We start from the raw sequence: 20,092 nt of genomic DNA on the forward strand, positions 1-20,092 counted from the left end.
AGGCCTCGTGCAGCCCCACCCATTCATCCGCTGCGCCGAGTGCGTCCGCCGCCAGGACAGTTGCGCAAACTCTGCCCCGAAGGCATCCTCACATCGCGGACGCCGCAGTCGCCAACTGCGCCGGCTTCGCGCCGGAATTGACGACGTCGTCCGAAGCCTGCGACCTGTTGACGATGCGTCGCAGAACCGGCAATCTCGCTGCGCCTGAAGACATTGAAACAATCATCCGCCTCGCTGTTTGATCGGGTGTTGACGCCGCCTGACTAGTTTCCGGGCTCGCGCAGCTGCCGCCACGGAGCCGAGTCGTTTCAGAGTTTTATCGGTCGCGTCCGGGCAGCGCCGTGTTCATCGCGACTCGCTCCTGAGGGCTTGGCCAGAGCACACGCGAATCGTCATTCGCTACGGGTTGTCGACTTTCGGTAGGCAACGCAGACTGGCGCGGATCTCGCCGATGGCGTCGCCCGTCAACGCAGCTATCGCCGACATGTCCTGACCAGTGGCCTGCATGAGCTTGATTGCCGCACCAGCCTCCCCGCGGTGGACCGCACGGCGCTTGCCAGCCTCGGCGCGCACCTGTTCGGTTACCGCAGCCATCCGTTCGGTCTCCCAGGCGTCGACTTCGGCCAGCTTGGCTTTAGCCACCATGTAATTCGCGGCATACTCGATGTTCGCTCTGTCCCGGGCTGCGCGGGCATCGTTTGCACGCCTCGTCGCCTCGCGTGCCCGTCGGTGAGCTTCGATTTTCGAGGTGCTTGCGGATGTCATTCTCGGGACGATAGATCGCAGGCGACACATGGGTCCACCACCAGAGCCACATTCGCTGTCTGCCATATTTTCGGCCCTTTGCAGCGGACCCGGACGGTCGTGGTTGCGCCGTTCGGCACCGTGTCCCACAGCTGCCCCTGTATAGCCGCATTCGGCGGCCCCCAACGCATCACACACCTCTTGCACTCAGGGGGTAAGTGTTATCTAACAGGCAGATTGAGAGTCTCTTAGTCGCTCGCAGACACGTCTTTTGGGCAAGTGATCCACCCCGGCGTGTCCGGAGAGTTCGTCCGTTGGGAAGGATGGACACGTGGGATCGAAGTCATCGAGGCGGTATCCAGACGAGTTGAAGGCGCGGGCGGTGCAGATGGTGGTCGATCTGCGCAGCGACACGACCTCGGAGTGGGAGGCGATGGGCAGGGTTGCTGACCTGCTGGGTGTCGGGACAGCCGAGACGGTGCGCAAATGGGTCCGCCAGGCCGAGATCGACGCCGGTGGTCGGGCCGGGCAGACCAGCCAGGAATCCGAGGTGCTGCGCAAGCCGCGCCGGGAGAATGCCGAACTCAAGCGGGCCAACGCGATCTTGAAGGCGGCATCGGTTTTCTTCGCTGCCGAGCTCGACCGGCCCTCTCAGTAGTCGTGGAGTTCATCAGCGCCCACCAGCACCAGCGGGTGGGCGCTGATGGTCTCAAGTGGGGTGTCGAGTCGATGTGCGCCGTACTCTCGGAGTTCGGCGTCACGATCGCCCCGTCGACGTATTATGCCCACCGCGCCCGCCGCGGCCCCTCGAAGGCCGACTGGGCGGATGCGCAGGTGATCGACGCGATCTACCGGCTCCGTGCGTCCAATGCGCTGTACAAGATTCTGGGTGCTCGCAAGACGTGGATTGTGTTGCGCACCGATGGGCTCGATGTCTCGCGGTGCGTGGTGGAGCGGGTGATGCGGGAGATGGGTTGGCGTGGTGCGTGCAAGCGGCGCCGGGTCCGTACTACCGTTGCCGACCCGGCCGCGACACGGGCACCGGACCGGGTGGCTCGGCGGTTTGTCGCCCAGGCGCCCGATCGTTTGTGGGTGGCCGATTTCACGTATTGCCGAACCCGTGCGGGGTGGGCGTACACCGCGTTCGTGATCGATGTCTATGCCCGCAAGATTGTCGGCTGGAAGGTGGCCACCGAGATGACCCAGAAGCTGGTGACCGATGCGATCAACCATGCGGTCGATGCTAGAAAGCGTTCCGGTGCAACAACATTGAACAATCTCATTCACCATAGCGATGCGGGATCTCAACGCGGATTCAACTGGTCGACGCAACAGTATCCTCGATCGAGGATAGTTCATCGCGCATCAGTTCGGCGGGTGTTCGCCACTTGAGGATCTTGCGCGGACGGTTGTTCAATGTGTCGGCAACAGCTTGCAATTCTGTTGATGTCCAACGTGATAAGTCAGTCCCCTTGGGGAAGTACTGCCGAAGGAGACCGTTGGTGTTCTCGTCGGTACCGCGCTGCCACGGGCTGTGCGGATCGGCGAAGTACACCCGCACACCGGTCGTATCGGTCAACGCGGTGTGAGCAGATAGTTCCTTGCCTCGGTCCCAGGTCAGTGACTTTCTCAGCGGCTCTGCAATTTTCGTCAGCTCCGCTTCCAGCGCGGCGTTCATGGACAACGCACCATAGCCGCCGAGGGCCGGGCCGTTCTTGACCGGTTTACTCACCCCCCACCCATCCTTGCGTGGCAGGTGAACAAGCATGGTGTAGCGCGTCTTGCGCTCGACAACCGTGCCGATCGCCGAGCGTCCAAGCCCGATGATGAGATCTCCCTCCCAGTGGCCGGCAACGCTGCGGTCATCCGCCTCCTTCGGCCTGTTGCTGATCACGGTGTCCTCGGTGACATGCGCCCACGCGACTCGCTTTGAGCGGGCTCGCGGCATGCGCAACGCTCGACCCGTGCGCAGACTCAGGATCTCGTCACGGTCGAGGCCACCGCGGCCCTCGATGTATAAGGCCTGGTAGATCGCCTCGTGGCTGATCCGCATCGATGGATCATCGGGAAAGTCGATCGTGATCCGGTTCGCGATCTGCTCTGGGCTCCATGCCTGCACCCAGCGACGATCGGCCCGATGCGGCTTGTTGCGGCCGGTCCACTGCCCGACCGCGGGTCCGGCGACCACGTTGCCCTCGGCATCATGAATCTGGCCAGACAGTCGTTGATGGACGTACTCGCGCAGCTTCGGGTTGGTCTCCAGCTTGGTGGCCTTCGGTCGGCGGGCGAACAGTTCTGCCTTCCATTGAGCTACCGACGCCCGGTACTGCAGTGTTCCGCTTCGGGTTGCTGCGTTGCGGCGCAGCTCCCGCGAGATCGTCGATGGACTCCGTCCCAAAGCCGAAGCGATCTCTCGAGTTCCTTTACCCTGCACGCGAAGTAATGCGATCTCTTCTCGCTCGGGAAAGGTCAAGTAGCGACCTGAAGGCGCCGGCCAAGAGTACGGGGACATGCCCCCACCTTGACGGAACCATCGGGATCCCACGACGCCCGACACACCGACGGCCACCCCGGCTTCCGAAGGCAACATCCCCTCGGCCACCTTGTCCCAGAATCGACGCTCCAACCCACGATGGTGACCGGGATGCCCCGGCGACCGCAGCGGCCTGCGCCCGGTAACCTCACGAACCCAATCTGACGGACGTCCCACAGCACCCTCCTGACCTCGGGTGTTGCGTCCACCGGTTGAGCCTGATCAATACACTGCGGTGGCCTTCACCGAACGGTTGGCCGCCGAAGGGATTCTCCCGTCAGTCGGATCAGTGGGCGATAGTTTCGATAACGCTCTGGCCGAATCGATCAACAGCAGCTACAAGACCGAGCTCATTGACCACCAACCGCCCTACCCCGGCGCCGCCGAGCTGTCCCTGGCCACCGCCGAATGGGTCGCCTTCTACAACCGCCAGCGGCCCAACGGCTACTGCCAGGACCTCACGCCGGACCGAGCCGAAGCGCTCTATTACCATCGCCAGCGGCACCCTCAGACCGAGGAGGCACTCAGATAAGAGAACCTCCCGACATACCGGGGCGGATCAACATCGGAAAGGGCCTGCTCGTGAGTGCGGTCGATTTTGTGTCATTCCTTCTACGGGTCATTCTTGGCTTCACCATGGCTGCCCACGGCTACAACAAGTTCTTCGGGGGCGGTCGGATTCCCGGCACCGCAGGCTGGTTCGACAGCATCGGTATGAAGCCTGGGCTCTTCCATGCGCGAGTCGCAGCGTCGACGGAAGTCGCGGCAGGGGTCGGTTTGGCACTCGGGTTGTTCACACCGGTCGCTGCTGCAGGGTTTGTGGCGTTGATGCTCGTCGCGGGTTGGACCGTACATCGCAGAAACGGCTTCTTTATCGTCAAAGAGGGTTGGGAATACAACCTCGTCCTCGCCGTCGCGGCCGTTGCCGTATCCGGGCTGGGCCCCGGTCGAATTAGCCTGGACCATCTGGTTTTCGATGACACAGTCCTGCATCATTACTTGCAGGGTTGGGTCGCGCTTGCTGTCACTGCCGGCCTCGGGTTCGCTGGTGGCATAGGCCAACTCGCGATCTTCTATCGTCCAGGCAAACCTGCGTAAAGGTCGTGAGGGCTAACCTCAACACGGTGCCAGGAGACTTGCCTTTCAGCAGCTCGTCAGGAGCGCACAAACAGTAACGCAGAACGCTCTCTGTGGAGTTGAGAGCCAAGATCTGTTGGGACCCTTCAAAATGGCGCGCACATGGTCATGCCCCCAGACGAACCGCATATCCTGCGATAGCCCTGATGCCTTCAGTTCCGCTCGTATGAATCGTTTTTCATGCTGGTTGGCCGTACACGGCGACCACAACGCTGCGATCCACACGGTTCTCGGACCAGACTCCGATCCGGGTGAATGCGCAGTTCGAGATGATCGCCATGTAGTCGGGCCGAAAGTACCACTGCCGTATGATCTCAATTCCACTGATAGCCAGCGCAGGATTAATGGCGACTGTTGTGGCGCCGATTCCCTGGAAACCGGCGTTGGCCACGCGTTCCTGCGTCGTCGAGCCGTCGGAACCGATGTCGCCGTTGAGCGCCCGGTTGTTGAGAACATCGTTGGCGTGCCACTGCGCCGCGAGTCGCAGCTTGGGGTCGATTCTGATACCTGTCTTACAGCCGTGCTGTTGCTGAATCGTATCGACGTTCACGACAACGCTCTCGTTCAACCTGCGATTGTCCGCCTGGGCTGTCGGCGAGTTGACGACGGTGACCGCCAGACATGCGGATAAGAGCGCAATCGCAGGCCCCCCAATCACACCGGATCGAACGCCGATATCAGCCATCTCCCCTCCTGTTTGTTCAGAGTGACTCTGACACTCGATGCGGTACTCGTCGGCGGCTCTGTACCAATGCTCACCGATTGGTTGACAAACAGCAGGACCACCGCCTCAGCGGGGCTCGCCGATATCGACGATGCCGCGGGAACCGACGCAACCGTTGTAATCTGACGCTCCTTCGAGCCAGGAATGACCACCTCGTCTATCAGCTTCTGGTATTCCCCCTCGAAGGCTCCAGTCATGAGTTCTCGTGCCGCATGCAGCTCCCGATCCGCCGTTGCTGGCGTGTACGACAGCATCTTTACGGCGCCCTCGCTGGCAACGCGCACAGATTCGACTACGGCCATGTGTGCAGAATCTGCTGTGTACGAACGCCAAAACGCTGATGCCGCTAGAGCACTCACGAGCACCGCGATGACCGAGAGGCCTAGGAAAACTACCGGAGGCCTTCCACTCGAGGTGGCTGTCGCAACAGCACTCTGGTCCGGAGTGGTGTCAGCACCGTCGGTGCTCGGGACATCTACGGGTCTGCGTTTTGTGAACCTCACGACACAAAATCCACCTTCGACACCATCGGCACGTCTCCCTGTTTCTCAATGGTCACCCGCATCCGCCACAACCGAGGCTGCGGTTCGGCGGTACCGGCGTTTGTCGTCTGCACCGAAGTGGTCACCAGGATCTGGGCGCTGCGACCGTCGACCGACTCGATACCGGCCGCAGTGACCGTTCCGATGCTCTTGGCCTGCGCATTGCGCACTACATCGGCGAACCCGGCAGCGCTCTTCTCGAACTCGGCGCGGAAATCACCCGTCGACGATTCGACCACCCGACGGATGTCTTCGTCAACGCTGACAGCATCAATTGTTGTCAGATGCGCCGCCATTGTTTTTCCGGCGTCGAGGAATTGCTGGTTCCGATCATGCACCGTGTTCGATTGCAATGCCTGATACCCGAACCATCCCGTAGTTGCAGCGGCCACCAAGATGACGGCTGCCAGGAAGGTGAACCCGATACCGGCGACCAGCCGCTGATGTCCGGCACTCTCTAACGGCTCATCGTGTTCGCCGCCCACGCTCACGGGCTGCTCCGTCTGACCGTCGGGGGAAACACTCGACCTGTCTAGTTCGCCGATGGCTCCATCCGCATCCGACGTCAAGGACGCTCCCTCCCGGTCGCTTCTTGGTTTGATGGGTTCAGGCGGTGGATGAGCTGGTCGATGAGCGCGCTTACCGCATCCACATCCGTGTTGCTCTCACAAGCGAGAGCGGTCGCCAGATCTGCGTCTTTGCGGAACACCGCGGAGACACGCTCCGCGGCGGGAAGCACATTCGTATCGAACACTGAGAGAGCAAAGCTCGCTCCTGAGCCGTTGAGGCAAGTGCGTTGCAGCGCCGTTCGTTCAAGGCTCAATGCTTCCCCGAGTCGCAATGCGGTATCCACGACAGCCATGTTGGCGATGCACATGAAGTTGTTGACGATTTTCGATCGCTGACCGTCACCGACGCCGCCAACGTGAATGATCGGATCGCCATAGCTCCCGAGTATCGGTCTTACTCGATCGAGCACTTCCTCATCACCGCCGGCCAGAACCAGTAATCGGCCCGCCAATGCTGCCGCACGGCCGCCGGATACCGGGGCGTCGAGCAGGTGGACTCCGCATTCGTCGGCGGCTGTCGCGATATCGGTGCAGGTCCCGGGCGATACTGTGGAATGAATGATCAGCACTGCCCCAGGACGCATTTCATCGAGTAGAGCAGACTTCTCGACAATCTCTCGAACATCTGAGTCGCCGGTCACGCATAGGCAGATCACTTCGCAATTGCGCGCCAACTCCGCAGCCTGCGCAACCGTCGACGCACCGCGACGCGCGTAGTCTCGGGCGACTGCAGCCCGTCGCGCCCAGATAGTCAGATCGTGGCCCGCCCGCATGATCATTTCGGCCATTGGGCCACCTTGATCGCCAAGGCCAATAAACCCAACCCGCATGCCGCGACCCTAACGCCGATGTGATCGAATGAAAGTCGTTTCTACACAGACAATTCCTCGAATCGTATGCCAGTTATCGCCCAGGCTCAAGACAACGATTACTTCGATAGCTATGTCGGCTAGACTGCAGCAGTGACAGCAGAACCGGCGGCGCACTGCACAACACTCGCATCCGCTGCGACAACAATGCCACCGCTAGCCGGTGCTGTGGGCCTATCGGAAGCACCTTCTTGGTTCACGAGTGCATTGGCGATGCCATTCGATCGGCACGTTCTCGACGTCGACGGCTGCCCCGTACATTTCCGCACTTGGGGTGACTCGACGCTCCCCCCAGTCGTTCTCATCCACGGAGCCGGGGCACACACAGGCTGGTGGGACCACATCGCACCATTGCTCTCCTGCACACATCATGTCATCGCATTGGATCTCAGCGGTCACGGCGACAGCGGCCGACGGACCGATTACAGCTTGCGCACCTGGGCCCGGGAAGTACAGACGGTGACAGCGGCGTGCAATCCCAAGGACAAGCCCGTACTGATCGGCCACAGCATGGGCGGCTGGGTGGCAACCACGGTGGCAGTCTGGCACGGCGCCGAGATCGGCGCCGCCATCGCCATCGATTCCATCCCGCAGCTGCACAAATCGTCCCGTACTTACGGCCGGACCCATAGCCGCCGTCCACAGCCACACCCCACGCGAGCTGCCATTGCGGCTCGCTTCAAGGTGACACCTGATCAGCAGTCGAAACTGCCCTTTGTCTTCGAACACATTGTGGCGAACTCGATTCGGCAGGACTCGGACGGCTGGCGATGGAAGTTCGATCCGCTCGTCTACAACATCTCCGACAACGAGTTCGACCTGATCGAAGCGGGCACGCTCCAGCAAGTGCTGGGGAAGATAGCCTGCAGGATAGGGTACGTGCGGTGTGAGCGCGGCACGGTTGCGACGGACACCGCTCACCGTATCCGTTCTGCATTGCAGCACAAGGGCTTCTATGTGGAGCTGGCCGAAGCCGGGCACCATCCGATGCTCGACCAGCCACTTCCTCTTGTTGCGACGTTGCGAACACTGCTCAGCATGTGGCGCGACTCGTGAGCCTCACAACGCGAATCGGTTGACCTCATACGCGAGCATGCCGTCGAGATCTGCGGCCGGTGGCTCGGGCAGCGCGACCTCAGACTCCCGGGTGGGCAGCAGGACCACCGCTGTGCCTGGCGTGGTGATTTCACCGCGCTGGTTCTCACACCACACCCGTAGATGAACCTCGTTGCGTCCGTTGATCCGCAGTTTGTCTGTCACCTCGCCGCGCACCCAAGTGAGATCGCCGATGTAGTTGAACTTTCGATGTTCACAACGCAGCTTCCAAAGCCATGCGTCGTCACCCATCCAGTCGGTGATGAGATGCGTCAGCCAGGTCTCGCGTAGGCCCCCGTAGTCGTACGAGTTCGGCAGACCCAACTCTCGCGCACGTTCGGGCTCCCAGTGGAGTCTCTGGACGGTGTCCGGAATGTTGAGCCCATTGCGAGGGTAGAGCCCCGGAGCCTTGCGGCGGATTCGGGCGGCGATACCGAAGTTTCCCGGCGGCGTCAGCTGCATGCCCCAGCCCATGTGCCAGATGACGATGTCAGTAGTCGTCAACGGCCCCTTCACGCGAGGCTGCAGCTCTTCACCCACTGCGACGTCATCAAAAAAGCGCGGTTGCGCCCCTCGTCGGGTCTCCGCTGCATAGCATGCGTCCACCTCCGCAAGTTGCTCATCGGTGTATGGCTGCTGCTCGAGCTTCTCCTTGGCGCGTTTCTTCGACGTATGCCGCTCTGCGTTGATCCATGTTCCCCGCTGGAGAGCATGGAGCTCTCCGCGGCCATTGGTGAAGATGTAGTCGTGCGTGATGTGCACCGTACGGCCGCCGAACGTGCTCGGTTTTGGCTCGACACCTACCTGCGCGTGCAGAACGCGGCAACGATCACCCAGCGTCAACGGCCGCCACCACTCGAACTCCATGACCGCCTGGTAAGACCCCAACCCGGCGAAGGGATCTCCCTTGAGCAGCGCTTTGGTTTCGGCATCCGGCCGGGGGGCCGCATCCTCCCCCATGGTGTACAAGAAGTTCGGTTGTGCGATGAGTGTGCCCCAACGCGTCGTAGCCGCATACTCCGGATCACAGTAGAGCGGATTGTCGTCGCCGTACCCGTAGCCGAAATGGCGGGTGCCGTCAGCGGTCACCTCGTAGTTATGCGGTGGATTCAGCTCCGGTTGCGGGATACCGAGGCGAAGTCGAGACCGCTCGATCGCTTCATCCGTCAGAACTCCGAATTCCTCGGCTCCTGCTGCTGTGGTCATGACGCATTCCTCACTGATGCTCGAATCGTGGGCACATGAGACTCAAAACCGTGCTTCCCAATGTGCTGTCCAACATAGATAACTACGTAATCTATGTCTAGACTGTGTACAGATTATGCGACCACGCCCGTCGGCCTGTCGGACCACCGCATCTTCAGGATGGCCATGGCCGCCGCGACCTCACCGCGAGAGCTTCCGCCACTTGCTGATGGGCCAGACGTCCTGATCCTCGCCGTGAATTGCCATTCCGTCAGCGGCGGCAAAGGTCAGCGCGGTGTTGACACAGACATTGGTGGCACCGGGTAGGATCATCCGACTCTTGGCGACACCATCGAAGTTCAAGACACCACCGGCCTCGTCCTGCACTTCCAGTCGCATCCCTGTTATCCACCCGTTGGCAGGGTCACGTTCCACGGTCCGAGTCCCACTTCGGACATAGGACACCGTGTCGGCACGCCGAACGTACCCGGCGTACACCTCATCGTGGTCGTGGCCCTTGGCTGGGCGTGAGTAGAGCAACGCAGACCACTGCTCACTTGCCATCCACGTGTAGCCCATGGGATGGAAGCCACGTTCGCGGCGGCCTCCCCAGGACCGGTCCCGCATTGCATAGCAGTCGATGTCGATGCGCTCACCGTCGAGTACCAAGTGTCCGACCACACGGCCGGTCTGATCGAAGTGGGATGCCTTGGGGTAGGGCGGGGTGCCCGCACGCAGCGGCACCGGAGGTTCCACCGCGTCAAAACGCAGATCGACCTCGAGCCGGTCACGGTCGGTGTATCCGAGTTGATAAGCGGTGGTCGGCTCGATGGTCCGCACCGTCATGCCCGTCGGAAACGCGATACCTGCTGCGGTGCCGGTGGGGAGCTTGAGCCAGTGATACTGCTCGTAGAACGGGATCTCCCAAGGGTCGGTGCCGCTGGGGTCCCATATCCAGCATCCCCCCAGGGTTACGCCGGCGTGCGGTCGTATGCCGGCGTACAGCCATCCGCCCAGGTCACGGTCAGGGGCGAAGAACGAGTACCAATAGGTCTCGGTGAAATAGAAATCGGGGTCCGGCGCGTGGGGAGCATCGTCCTCCGCGGTGAACACGTCGGCTTTGTCCGTATTCGTGGAGTCGCCTGTCTGCATTGCGTCTCGATTCAGTGGTGGTGAGGAAATCCGGTGCCAGGTCAGAGGTGAGCGAGGCTCTTGGTCTGAAGGTGCTGTTCGAAGCCTTCGTGTCCGTTCTGCCTACCGATACCGCTGAGTCGGTATCCGCCGAAGGGTGCGTCCGCGCCATAGATCATCGCGCCGTTGACAGAAACGGTGCCTGCGCGGAGCCGCCGCCCCACAGCGAGCGCCCGCTCCGGTGACCCGAATACCGCTCCGGCAAGGCCGTAAAGAGAGTTGTTCGCCAGCGCAACGGCGCCGTCGTCGCCGCCGTCATACGGCGTCACGACAAGCACGGGTCCGAAGATCTCCTCCTGGAAGACACGCATCTCGGGTGTGACATCAGCGAGGACGGTGGGCCAGACGTAGAAGCCGCGGTCGAGGTGCTCTGGGATGCCGCCCCCGACGGTGACACGCGCACCCTCCTGCCGCCCGATCTCCAGGTAATCCAACACCCGCTGGCGCTGTTTCTCCGAGATCAACGGGCCGCAGAATGTCTGGGGATCAGTGGGGTCGCCCACCGCGATGCTCGTGTACGCAGCGGTGGCGAATTCGAGGGCCTCTGCGTACATCGCCCTCGGTACAAGCAGTCTGGTGAACAGCGCGCATCCCTGGCCGGCATGGGTTGCTGCGGCGATGCAACCGGGCAGAGCTGTCTGCAGGTCCGCGTCATCGAGCACGACGTACGCCGACTTGCCGCCGAGTTCGAGCAGGTTGCGCTTCATGGTGCCGGCTGACAACTGTTGAATGAGCTTGCCGACGTGGGTCGATCCAGTGAACGACACCATGTCGATTCGGGGATCATCGAGCAGCATCTGCGCCACCGAGTTGTCCGCCGCGGGCACGATGCTGATGACACCCGCCGGGATATCGGTCTTCTCAGCAATGATTCTCCCGAAACGCAGTGCGCTCCATGGTGTTTCCATCGCGGGCTTGAGAACCATCGTGTTGCCGGTGGCGAGTATCTGCCCAATCTTGTTGCTGACGATCTCGAACGGAAAGTTCCACGGTGTGATCGCTCCGACCACACCGATCGGCTCCTTCACCACCTTGCGAACCGACGGCACACCCAGTTTGTCGTCTGCCTCCAGCGGACGTTCCCACGGAAAGGTCGAGATGTATTCGGCCGGCCATCTGATGGCGTCGGCGATGGGCCAGTCCAGGTGGAACATGTGGGTGGTCAGCACGGTGGCGCCCGCCTCGGCGATGAGCTCCTGTCGAAAGGCCTCCTTCTCGGTCTGCAGCGCCTCGTGCAGCTGCATCAGACAGCGTCGGCGGAACTCGTGGTCAGTGGACCACCCGGTCTGATCGAATGCACGCCGAGCTGCGCTCATCGCCTCATCCATGTCTGCGGCGCTCGCATCGGTGACCGACCCGATGACCTCGCCGGTTGCAGGGTTGACGTTCTCCACCCGATGTCCGCTCGCCGCTTGACGCAGCTTCCCGTCCACAAGCATCCGGGTCTCGGAGGGAAGCTCGACAGCATTCAACTCGGTAGCGCTCGTCATGGCACATCCTCTCGTTCACCGACTCTGGTGGCTCCCGATTCCCATCGCGAGCAGAAGTCTAACTATGTTATCGAAGTCGCATTTCGTCAAGACCTGGGCATGAAACACATTGCATCACAGACGATCACATCGATGCTGAAGCCAGGCTTTCCGGCACTCTGCAACGATCGGGCGTTGCCGAACCAGCTCCGAGTGGTTGACATCACAGCGGAACTTTAGTGAAGTGTCCTTCACCACTTCGTTTAGATCGTGAGGTCCCCATGCTGACAGCATCCGAAGAGCTCATTCCGCCCGTGACCGCGGACCCAGCCGCTGCCTGGGTGTTCAACTGGGTGATCCCCATCGTCGGCAGCGTCTTCATCGTGCTGGCCGTCATCGACGTCATCCGTCGGCGTCGTCTCACCTGGGGTTTCCTGTTCATCGTCAACAGCATGGCGGTCTACTGGATGGAAACCATCGGCGATTGGGGACAGCAGCTGTACTACAGCCCAGCTTTCGCCGAGCACCACCTGCTGGACTGGCTGCCACTGAAAACGCCCAATGACCCGATCTTCATGCCGTTCGCCTACGCCGTGTACTGGGGTGTGCACGCGTTACTGGCGCTGTGGATCAGCCAGAAGATTTCGGCGCGCACCAACTGGAGCATGCTCAAGTCGATGCTCATCCTCGCAATTCCGCTCAACTATGCGTGGGACTTCCTGGTCGAGGGGACCGCCGCCTACTTCGGCTGGTGGACATACGATCCCGGTATCGGCCCGGTTCTCGAGTGGAGCACCGGCGGCCGCATCACGTTGCTGTGGACCATTGGCCTCATGTGCGTATGGCCCAACCTCATCGCCTACTGGGCGGGCAAGCCCCCGGTCGGCGGCCTCAACCACATGGAGCGCTTCTTCCGACTTGAGCGGTTCACTATTCCGAAAACGCCGGGCAAACCGAGCAGCGCATCGAGCCTGGCCGCCGGCGAAGGCGCACTGGCGACAAGACAAGTCCGCCGGACCAAACAGCAGGAGTTCGACGACTATCTCAACTACGATGTGACGATTCCGCGCTGGAAGTTCGAACTGATGCGATTGGGCGCCTGGTTTATCGTGTTCCAGGTCAGCTTCTTCTTCTTCACGGTGTTCCCGCTGGTCGTGCTACGCATTCTGCTCGGGGCCGACAGCGTGTATCTCCCGCCTCAACTCTGACGAGCGCATCACCGACACAACCTGCCGCAACCGGCACTTCTCCGTTCGAAAGGAACATCAATGGCCGTCGATGATCAGCCCACATCAACCAAGGAGATTCCGCCGGAGTTCTTCCTCCCTCCCGCCGATAACGCCGAACTGTGGCGGGAGACGCGGATGTTGCTGGCGCTGTCGGTCGGTTTCATCGTTGCACTGGCGGTACTCGTGGCCCTTACCCAAGGAATCGAGTTCAAGCTGTGATGAGACCGGTGCGGCGCACGGTGGAATTGGTTGCTGCCACGTTGGCCACTCTGATCGCCTATCCGGTCGGGACCGCATCGGCCGAGCCCGTCGAGCCTGGACCGCCGTCGGGAAGCTGCGATTTCACGCTCTCGGCACCGGTGGCAGCCGAAACTTCTGGCGGGACGCGGACTGCCTCGGCATCGATTCAGGCCGGCGCTTGCGCGACTGGCAACCCGACGAGTGTCACCGTATGCATCGCGCTGGAGAACGGGCGATCCGAGTGCGCCGACGCTGTGGGCTATACAGCGGCCACAGTGAACGTGACGGGTTCAGCCCTTGGCCGGACAACAGCCACCGGAACCGGCTGTTGGCGACCTGCGCTCGCCCAGCCGTTCCAGTGCTCGTCGCTGGGACCGCTATCCAGCAATCTCTGAGTGCGCGGCCGTGGTCGCCGTGCTCACGTCTCGTCGCCGGCGGCATCGGCCGGCGGCAGGCTGGCGAAGATGTCGGCCAATGCCTCCCTCAGCCACTCGAAACGCTCTGCGCCGATGATGTGCTCCACTTCCGCATCCAATGCGACGCTGATGGCCAGGTTGTCCCGCAGCACTCCGCGCCCGCGCTCGGTGTAACGAACGATCTTCGCACGCCCATCGACGGGATCGGGCGCGCGCTCGACGTAGCCGAAGGATTCCAGCTCGGTCACCAACTGACCGACCGCATTCTTGGTGACACCAAGATCGGCCGCGAGATCGCTCACCCGACTACCTTCCCAGGCCAGGAACACCATCAAGCGAGCGTGCGCGGGCCGCAAATTATGATGGCCCGAGCGTTGCAGTCGCGCCAAGCTGGTGCGGGTCATCCATTCGCCGAACCCAATCACATAGCGCTGGAACGACTTCGCCTGATAGTCGTAGAGTGCGTCGCCATCCAAGTCAACATGTTCTCGCCCAGCCACCGAAACGATCCTCCTCGCTCTCCGAGCCAACATCGACCGAACACCCGGACCGTGTTTCGTCACTCCCAACCCTATGGTGAAGGTATCTTCACCATAGGCGCCCGGTCGCAGTCGCCTCCACAGATCACCCGAGTAATTCTTCGCCCGCCGAGGGGATTTTCCGATGACCTACAGCTCTACCGGACGCAAGCTTCCACAACCGACACTCGCCAGCAGCGAGTTCTGGGCATCGGGCGCCGACGGCGTGCTGCGTATCGCTCGATGCGGCAACTGCTCGGCCTGGTTGCACCCCAAGCCGCCCATCTGCAATCGCTGCCACTCACGGCACATCGAGATGGCGCCGACGTCGGGTAAAGCGCGCATTCTCGGCTTCACCCGCAACGAGCAGCAATGGCTTCCGTCGATGACTCCCCCCTATGTCATCGCTGTCGTCGCGCTGCACGAAGACACATCAGTGCATTTGACAACCAATATTGTCGATTACGATCCGTCTACTATCGGCATCGGAGATCCCGTAAGGGTCACGTTCGAACGTGGAGCCGAAGATATCTGGATTCCACTGTTCGAACCGGATCCTGACGGTGAGAGCACCGCTGTGCTTCCTGAGCCGGAAGACACTGCCCGCCATATCCGTCAGCCGGTCTCGGACAAGCGGTTCGAGGACCAGGTGCTCATCTCCGGTGTCGGCCAGTCGCAGGTGGGGCGACGGTTGATGGTCGACCCATTGAGCCTCACCGTGGACGCGTGCCTGGCTGCCATCGCCGACGCCGGCCTGAATCCGTCCGATATCGACGGCTTGGCGACCTATCCAGGAGCCGCGCCGGCCGGCATGTCCGAAGGTGGGGTCATGGCGCTCGAGGAAGCACTGCGCCTCCGTCCGACATGGGTCAATGGCGGCGGAGAAACCCCGGGCCAGACTGGGTCCATCGTCGCCGGCATGCTCGCCGTGGCCGCCGGTCTATGCCGCCACGTCCTGTGTTTTCGAACGGTGTGGGAATCCAGCTATTCGGCACTCACCCGAAGCGGCAAGTGGCTGCCCAGCGATGGACCGGCCACCGACATGCACGAATTCCGGGCGCCGTTCGGCGCCATGTCCGCCGCAAACTGGATCGCTTGCAACGCATCACACTATCTCCACCGCTACGGCGATACACGTGAGACGTTGGGATGGATCGCACTCACAGAGCGCACCAACGCCGGCGATAACCCAGAGGCAGTGTATCGGGAACCGTTGTCCATGGACGACTATCTGTCCGCCCGGATGGTGTCGACCCCGCTCGGTCTGTATGACTGCGATGTTCCGGTGGATGGGGCGGTCGCGGTGATCATCTCCGCACGGGAGACAGCTGCCGACCTCCGGAGCACACCCGTGCTCGTCGAAGCGGTTGGCACCCAGATACTCGAACGACTGTCCTGGGATCAGGGCACCTTCACTCACCTACCCCAATCCCTCGGACCGTCACGCCACCTGTGGACGCGAACGCAGCTGCGTCCCGACGACGTCGACGTTGCGCTGCTCTATGACGGATTCACCTTCAACGCCTTGTCCTGGCTCGAGGGCCTCGGCTTCTGCGGACTCGGCGAAGCAAGCGATTTCATCGACCAGGGTCGTGGCATTGCCGTCAGCGGACGACTCCCGCTGAACCCACACGGCGGTCAGCTCTCCGCCGGCCGCCTCCATGGGTACGGCTTCATGCGGGAGGCGGTGCTGCAATTGCGTGGGCAGGCTCCCGGCCGGCAGGTCGCGAACCCCAAGACAGCAGTCGTCTCCGCGGGCGGCGGCGTGCCCAGCGGCGCAATCCTGCTACGTGTGGACTGAGGCTGCGGCGACATGACCACGACCCATGTGCAGTATCAGAACCAATCGGGCGTCGCGATCGTGCAGTTGGACAGGCCTGATCGTCTCAATGCCTTCACCGATCACATGGAGCAGCAACTGATCGACGCGTTCGACCGCGCCGACGGCGACGATGGCGTGCGGGTGGTGGTGCTGACCGGTGCCGGTTCGGCCTTTTGCACAGGCATGGACCTGAAGGACTCACGTGACCCTGGCGACGCATTTGTCGATTGGCGCAGCAGCCCTACAGCGCCACCCGGAACCCAGTTCGATGTCGGCACCGAACTACCGATGCGCAGAGACGGCGGCGGGCGAGTTTCGTTGCGAATCTTCGAATCAACCAAGCCGGTGATCGCGGCAATCAATGGCCATGCGGTCGGCGTCGGCCTCACCATGACCCTGCCCGCGGACATCAGAGTCGCTTCGGCGAACGCGAAGTTCGCACTGCCGTTCACCCGCCGGGCACTGGTGCCCGAATCGTGTTCGTCGTGGTTTCTGCCCAGAGTCGTTCCGGTGCAGCAAGCTATGGAATGGATGCTCACCGGCCGGACATTTGGCGCCGACGAAGCGCTTGCCGGCGGATTACTGCGAAGTGTCCATCCCGCAGACGAAGTGCTCAACGCGGCAATGAACATCGCGACCGAAATCGCCGAGAATACAGCCTCCGTGTCCACATCAATGGCCCGCAGGTTGCTGTGGCAGATGATGGCGGCGCCACACCCATCGATCGCCCATCACATCGAGACAAAGGCACTCAATCTGCGCGGCCTCAGCGCCGATGCGCGCGAAGGTATCACCGCATTCGTTGAGAAGCGTAAGCCGGTTTTCACCGACCGGGTGACGACCGATACGCCGGACGTTTTCCCTGATCCGAACGTCACGCCTCTGTGGCAGAACCTCTTTGACTGATTCGTTCGCGTGACGAAACTCATAGACGGTCACTACACAGACCTTGTAACCTACACATCGCTTACTTCGTTTACTTAGTCTGAATTTCGCGTCGATCGGTATCTCCGAGACGGCGGGAGAGGAAATCCACATGCTGATTCAGGATTCGGTGGCGGTTGTCACCGGTGGGGCCTCCGGGCTCGGCCTGGCGACCACCAAGCGCCTGCTCGACGCGGGCGCCTCGGTCGTCGTCATCGACCTCAAGGGTGAGGAAGCCGTCGCCGAGCTGGGCGAGCGCGCCAAGTTCGTCGCCGCCAACGTCACCGACGAGGACGCGGTCAGCAAGGCCCTCGACGTGGCCGAGTCGCTCGGCCCGGTGCGCATCAACGTCAACTGCGCCGGCATCGGCAACGCCATCAAGACCCTCGGCAAGGAAGGCCCGTTCCCGCTGGACGGATTCCGCAAGGTGGTCGAGGTCAACCTGATCGGCACGTTCAACGTGCTGCGGCTGGCCGCGGAGCGGATCGCCAAGACCGAACCACTGGCGGGCGAGGAGCGCGGCGTCATCATCAACACCGCCTCGGTCGCCGCGTTCGACGGCCAGATCGGCCAGGCCGCCTACTCGGCGTCCAAGGGTGGGGTGGTCGGGCTGACCCTGCCGGTCGCGCGCGACCTGTCGCGCAGCCTGATCCGCGTGGTCACCATCGCGCCGGGCCTGTTCAAGACCCCGCTGCTGGGCTCACTGCCCGAAGAGGCGCAGAAGTCGCTGGGCCAGCAGGTCCCGCATCCGGCCCGCCTCGGCGACCCGGACGAGTACGGTGCACTTGCCGTGCACATCGTGGAAAACCCGATGCTCAACGGCGAGGTCATCCGGCTGGATGGCGCTATCCGTATGGCTCCTAGGTAAGGATTGATATGGCACTGGTTACCAAGTTCACCGAGGCCTTCGGTGTCGAGCATCCGATCGCCCAGGGCGGTATGCAGTGGGTGGGTCGCGCCGAGCTCGTGGCCGCAGTCGCGAACGCGGGCGGTCTCGGGTTCATCACCGCGCTGACCCAGCCGACCCCGGCCGATCTGGCCAACGAGATCGCCCGCACCCGGGATCTGACCGACAAGCCGTTCGGGGTCAACCTGACCATCCTGCCGTCGATCAACCCGCCGCCGTATGACGAGTACCGCCAGGTGATCGTCGACTCGGGCATCAAGATCGTCGAGACCGCGGGCTCCAACCCCGGCCCGCATCTGCCGATGTTCCACGACAACGGCATCAAGGTGCTGCACAAGTGCACCTCGGTGCGTCACGCGGTGAAGGCCCAGACCCTCGGGGTGGACGGCATCAGCATCGACGGTTTCGAGTGCGCCGGGCATCCCGGTGAGGACGATGTGCCGGGCCTGGTGCTGATTCCGGCCGCCGCCCGCGAGATCGAGATCCCGATGATCGCCTCGGGCGGTTTCGGGGACGCCGGTGGTCTGGTGGCCGCGCTGGCGCTCGGTGCGGACGGCATCAACATGGGCACCCGCTTCATGTGCACCGTGGAGTCCTGCATCCATCAGAACGTCAAGGACGCCATCGTCGAGGGCAATGAGCGCGGCACCGAGCTGATCTTCCGCAGCCTGCACAACACCGCGCGGGTGGCGTCCAACGTCGTCTCCCGTGAGGTGGTGCAGATCCTCAAGGACGGCGGCCAGTTCGAGGACGTCAAAGATCTGGTGGCCGGCGTGCGTGGCCGCCGGGTCTACGACGAGGGCGACGTCGACGCCGGCATCTGGACCGTCGGCACCGTCATGGGCCTGATCCACGACATCCCCACCTGCGACGAGCTGATCAACCGCATCGTCGACGAAGCAGAGGACATCATCACCGGCCGGCTGGCGGGCATGGTCGGATCCAAAATCGCTACGGCCTAGGGCGTGTCTGCTTAATGTGAACGATGTTGTGCCTGATGCTGTTTAAGTGTTACGGACTGATGTGATTTCTGATGACTTGTGGTCGGTGATTGAGCCGGTACTGCCTTCGGGTCGACGGCGCGGGCGGCCGTGGAACGATCATCGGGTGACGCTGGAAGGAATTATCTGGCGTTACCGGACTGGATCTCCGTGGCGCGATCTGCCCGCGCAGTTCGGCGCCTGGCAGTCGGTGGCTGAACGTCACCTGCGGTGGTCCACCGACGGCACCTACGCGCAGATCTTCGCAGCGATCTCCCGTGACATCGATGTCGATGACGCTGACGCTGAGCTGGTCGAACTGCTGCTGGCGGTGGATTCGACCAGCGTGCGTGTACATCAGCATGCCGCTGGTGCCCGCCCTGGTCGCCACACAGGGGGATCTGTCGAATTACAACAAACACCCCGATGAGCCCGATGACCATGCCATCGGCCGTTCACGCGGCGGGCTGACAACGAAGATCCACGCGCTGGCCGATCAACGCTGCAGCGCGGTCACCATGGCACTGTCGCCGGGGCAAGCCGGCGACAACCCGATGCTGTGGCCACTGCTGACTGCCCATCAGGGCCCAAAGTTTCGGCTACTCGCCGATAAGGCGTACTCCCATGACTCGACCCGAGCCCGACTGCGCCAGCTCAAAATCGCCCACACCATTCCCGAGCGCAGCGACCAGATCGCCCGCCGAAAGAGCCGGGGAAGCAAAGGCGGACGGCCACCGGCGTTCTCCGGGCAAATCTATAAGCACCGCAACACCGTCGAGCGATCCTTCAACCGCTTCAAGCACTGGCGAGGTATCGCCACCCGATACGACAAATACGCGCTGAGCTACCTCGGGGGCGTCACCCTAGCTGCGATCATCATCTATCACCGCGTCCGCAATTAACAGACACTACCTAGGCCGTTCGGCACGTAGTGGGGGCTGTGAAGCGCACGGATTTCCGGCGTTTCACAGCCCCTTCGAGTTTCGCGCTATGGTTCA

The 20,092-nt window shown here is 62.3% G+C and carries 20 protein-coding genes and 2 pseudogenes; 12 read left to right on the forward strand and 10 right to left on the reverse strand.

Features of this window, described 5'->3' with window-relative positions; genetic code table 11:
- Positions 1–399: 399 nt before the first annotated feature.
- A complete protein-coding gene (locus tag KXD97_RS26830; protein WP_260753845.1) occupies positions 400–765 on the reverse strand; it encodes a hypothetical protein in 366 nt (121 codons plus the stop codon).
- Positions 766–1,075: 310 nt separating this feature from the next.
- Here KXD97_RS26830 and KXD97_RS26835 point away from each other — a divergent pair, with 310 nt between their 5' ends.
- Both KXD97_RS26835 and KXD97_RS26840 read left to right on the forward strand, forming a co-directional pair.
- The gene (locus tag KXD97_RS26835; RefSeq protein ID WP_260753846.1) at positions 1,076–1,402 is read left to right on the forward strand and encodes a transposase; all 327 of its coding nucleotides are present in this window, start codon (positions 1,076–1,078) and stop codon (positions 1,400–1,402) included.
- A 35-nt stretch (positions 1,403–1,437) separates the two neighbouring features.
- Positions 1,438–2,136 (forward strand): IS3 family transposase, encoded by a 699-nt coding sequence (locus KXD97_RS26840; RefSeq protein ID WP_396885523.1) that lies wholly within the window; start codon positions 1,438–1,440, stop codon positions 2,134–2,136.
- Here the strand turns inward: KXD97_RS26840 and KXD97_RS26845 are convergent.
- Positions 2,060–3,256, reverse strand: a complete 1,197-nt coding sequence (locus tag KXD97_RS26845) for an IS30 family transposase (RefSeq protein ID WP_260758165.1) — start codon at positions 3,254–3,256, stop codon at positions 2,060–2,062. The two genes, KXD97_RS26840 and KXD97_RS26845, sit on opposite strands and share 77 nt — an antisense overlap.
- A gap of 263 nt (positions 3,257–3,519) precedes the next feature.
- Between KXD97_RS26845 and KXD97_RS26850 the strand changes: the two are divergent.
- Both KXD97_RS26850 and KXD97_RS26855 read left to right on the forward strand, forming a co-directional pair.
- Positions 3,520–3,731, forward strand: a pseudogene (locus KXD97_RS26850) (integrase core domain-containing protein); the annotation flags it as partial.
- 182 nt (positions 3,732–3,913) lie between these two features.
- Complete coding sequence (locus KXD97_RS26855; RefSeq protein ID WP_260758166.1) at positions 3,914–4,375, forward strand: DoxX family protein; 462 nt, start codon at positions 3,914–3,916, stop codon at positions 4,373–4,375.
- Positions 4,376–4,592: 217 nt separating this feature from the next.
- Here the strand turns inward: KXD97_RS26855 and KXD97_RS26860 are convergent, their stop codons facing one another.
- The 4 genes from KXD97_RS26860 to KXD97_RS26875 all read right to left on the reverse strand — a co-directional run bounded on the left by KXD97_RS26860 (position 4,593) and on the right by KXD97_RS26875 (position 7,079).
- Positions 4,593–5,099, reverse strand: a complete 507-nt coding sequence (locus KXD97_RS26860) for a CAP domain-containing protein (protein ID WP_260753848.1) — start codon at positions 5,097–5,099, stop codon at positions 4,593–4,595.
- Positions 5,069–5,440: a hypothetical protein gene (locus KXD97_RS26865; RefSeq protein ID WP_260753849.1), complete on the reverse strand. Its 372-nt coding sequence runs from the start codon at positions 5,438–5,440 to the stop codon at positions 5,069–5,071. Before KXD97_RS26865 ends, KXD97_RS26860 begins: the two co-directional genes overlap by 31 nt.
- 197 nt (positions 5,441–5,637) lie before the next feature.
- Positions 5,638–6,171 (reverse strand): mammalian cell entry protein, encoded by a 534-nt coding sequence (locus tag KXD97_RS26870; protein WP_260753850.1) that lies wholly within the window; start codon positions 6,169–6,171, stop codon positions 5,638–5,640.
- A 74-nt stretch (positions 6,172–6,245) separates the two neighbouring features.
- On the reverse strand, positions 6,246–7,079 hold the full coding sequence (locus KXD97_RS26875) for an NAD(P)-dependent oxidoreductase (RefSeq protein ID WP_396884574.1): 834 nt from the start codon (positions 7,077–7,079) through the stop codon (positions 6,246–6,248).
- Between the two features lie 252 nt (positions 7,080–7,331).
- Between KXD97_RS26875 and KXD97_RS26880 the strand changes: the two genes are divergently transcribed.
- Positions 7,332–8,174 (forward strand): alpha/beta fold hydrolase, encoded by an 843-nt coding sequence (locus KXD97_RS26880; protein WP_260758167.1) that lies wholly within the window; start codon positions 7,332–7,334, stop codon positions 8,172–8,174.
- 3 nt (positions 8,175–8,177) lie between these two features.
- Here the strand turns inward: KXD97_RS26880 and KXD97_RS26885 are convergent, their stop codons facing one another.
- From KXD97_RS26885 to KXD97_RS26895, 3 genes are all read right to left on the reverse strand, one after another.
- Positions 8,178–9,419: a MaoC family dehydratase N-terminal domain-containing protein gene (locus tag KXD97_RS26885; protein ID WP_260753854.1), complete on the reverse strand. Its 1,242-nt coding sequence runs from the start codon at positions 9,417–9,419 to the stop codon at positions 8,178–8,180.
- Between the two features lie 180 nt (positions 9,420–9,599).
- On the reverse strand, positions 9,600–10,550 hold the full coding sequence (locus KXD97_RS26890) for a hypothetical protein (RefSeq protein WP_260753855.1): 951 nt from the start codon (positions 10,548–10,550) through the stop codon (positions 9,600–9,602).
- A gap of 41 nt (positions 10,551–10,591) precedes the next feature.
- Positions 10,592–12,079: an aldehyde dehydrogenase family protein gene (locus KXD97_RS26895; protein ID WP_260753857.1), complete on the reverse strand. Its 1,488-nt coding sequence runs from the start codon at positions 12,077–12,079 to the stop codon at positions 10,592–10,594.
- 260 nt (positions 12,080–12,339) lie between these two features.
- Between KXD97_RS26895 and KXD97_RS26900 the strand changes: the two genes are divergently transcribed.
- Positions 12,340–13,266 (forward strand): hypothetical protein, encoded by a 927-nt coding sequence (locus KXD97_RS26900; protein ID WP_260758168.1) that lies wholly within the window; start codon positions 12,340–12,342, stop codon positions 13,264–13,266.
- 60 nt (positions 13,267–13,326) lie between these two features.
- The gene (locus KXD97_RS26905; RefSeq protein WP_260753859.1) at positions 13,327–13,506 is read left to right on the forward strand and encodes a hypothetical protein; all 180 of its coding nucleotides are present in this window, start codon (positions 13,327–13,329) and stop codon (positions 13,504–13,506) included.
- Between the two features lie 439 nt (positions 13,507–13,945).
- On the opposite strand, the gene KXD97_RS26910 is transcribed toward KXD97_RS26905, so the two are convergent.
- The gene (locus KXD97_RS26910; RefSeq protein WP_260753861.1) at positions 13,946–14,419 is read right to left on the reverse strand and encodes a MarR family winged helix-turn-helix transcriptional regulator; all 474 of its coding nucleotides are present in this window, start codon (positions 14,417–14,419) and stop codon (positions 13,946–13,948) included.
- Between the two features lie 187 nt (positions 14,420–14,606).
- On the opposite strand from KXD97_RS26910, the gene KXD97_RS26915 reads away from it, so the two are divergent.
- From KXD97_RS26915 to KXD97_RS26935, 5 genes and pseudogenes are all read left to right on the forward strand, one after another.
- Positions 14,607–16,262: a thiolase C-terminal domain-containing protein gene (locus KXD97_RS26915; RefSeq protein ID WP_260753862.1), complete on the forward strand. Its 1,656-nt coding sequence runs from the start codon at positions 14,607–14,609 to the stop codon at positions 16,260–16,262.
- Positions 16,263–16,274: 12 nt separating this feature from the next.
- Positions 16,275–17,189, forward strand: a complete 915-nt coding sequence (locus KXD97_RS26920) for an enoyl-CoA hydratase-related protein (RefSeq protein WP_260753863.1) — start codon at positions 16,275–16,277, stop codon at positions 17,187–17,189.
- A gap of 130 nt (positions 17,190–17,319) precedes the next feature.
- Entirely contained in the window at positions 17,320–18,075 is a 756-nt protein-coding gene (locus tag KXD97_RS26925) for a 3-hydroxyacyl-CoA dehydrogenase (protein ID WP_260753866.1), read from the forward strand.
- A gap of 8 nt (positions 18,076–18,083) precedes the next feature.
- Entirely contained in the window at positions 18,084–19,076 is a 993-nt protein-coding gene (locus KXD97_RS26930; protein WP_260753868.1) for a nitronate monooxygenase family protein, read from the forward strand.
- 46 nt (positions 19,077–19,122) lie between these two features.
- Positions 19,123–19,996 (forward strand): annotated as a pseudogene (locus tag KXD97_RS26935) (IS5 family transposase).
- The last annotated feature ends 96 nt before the right edge of the window (positions 19,997–20,092 follow it).

Origin of the sequence: Mycobacterium sp. SMC-8 (assembly GCF_025263565.1) — a bacterium.
Taxonomy (GTDB): Bacteria; Actinomycetota; Actinomycetes; order Mycobacteriales; family Mycobacteriaceae; genus Mycobacterium.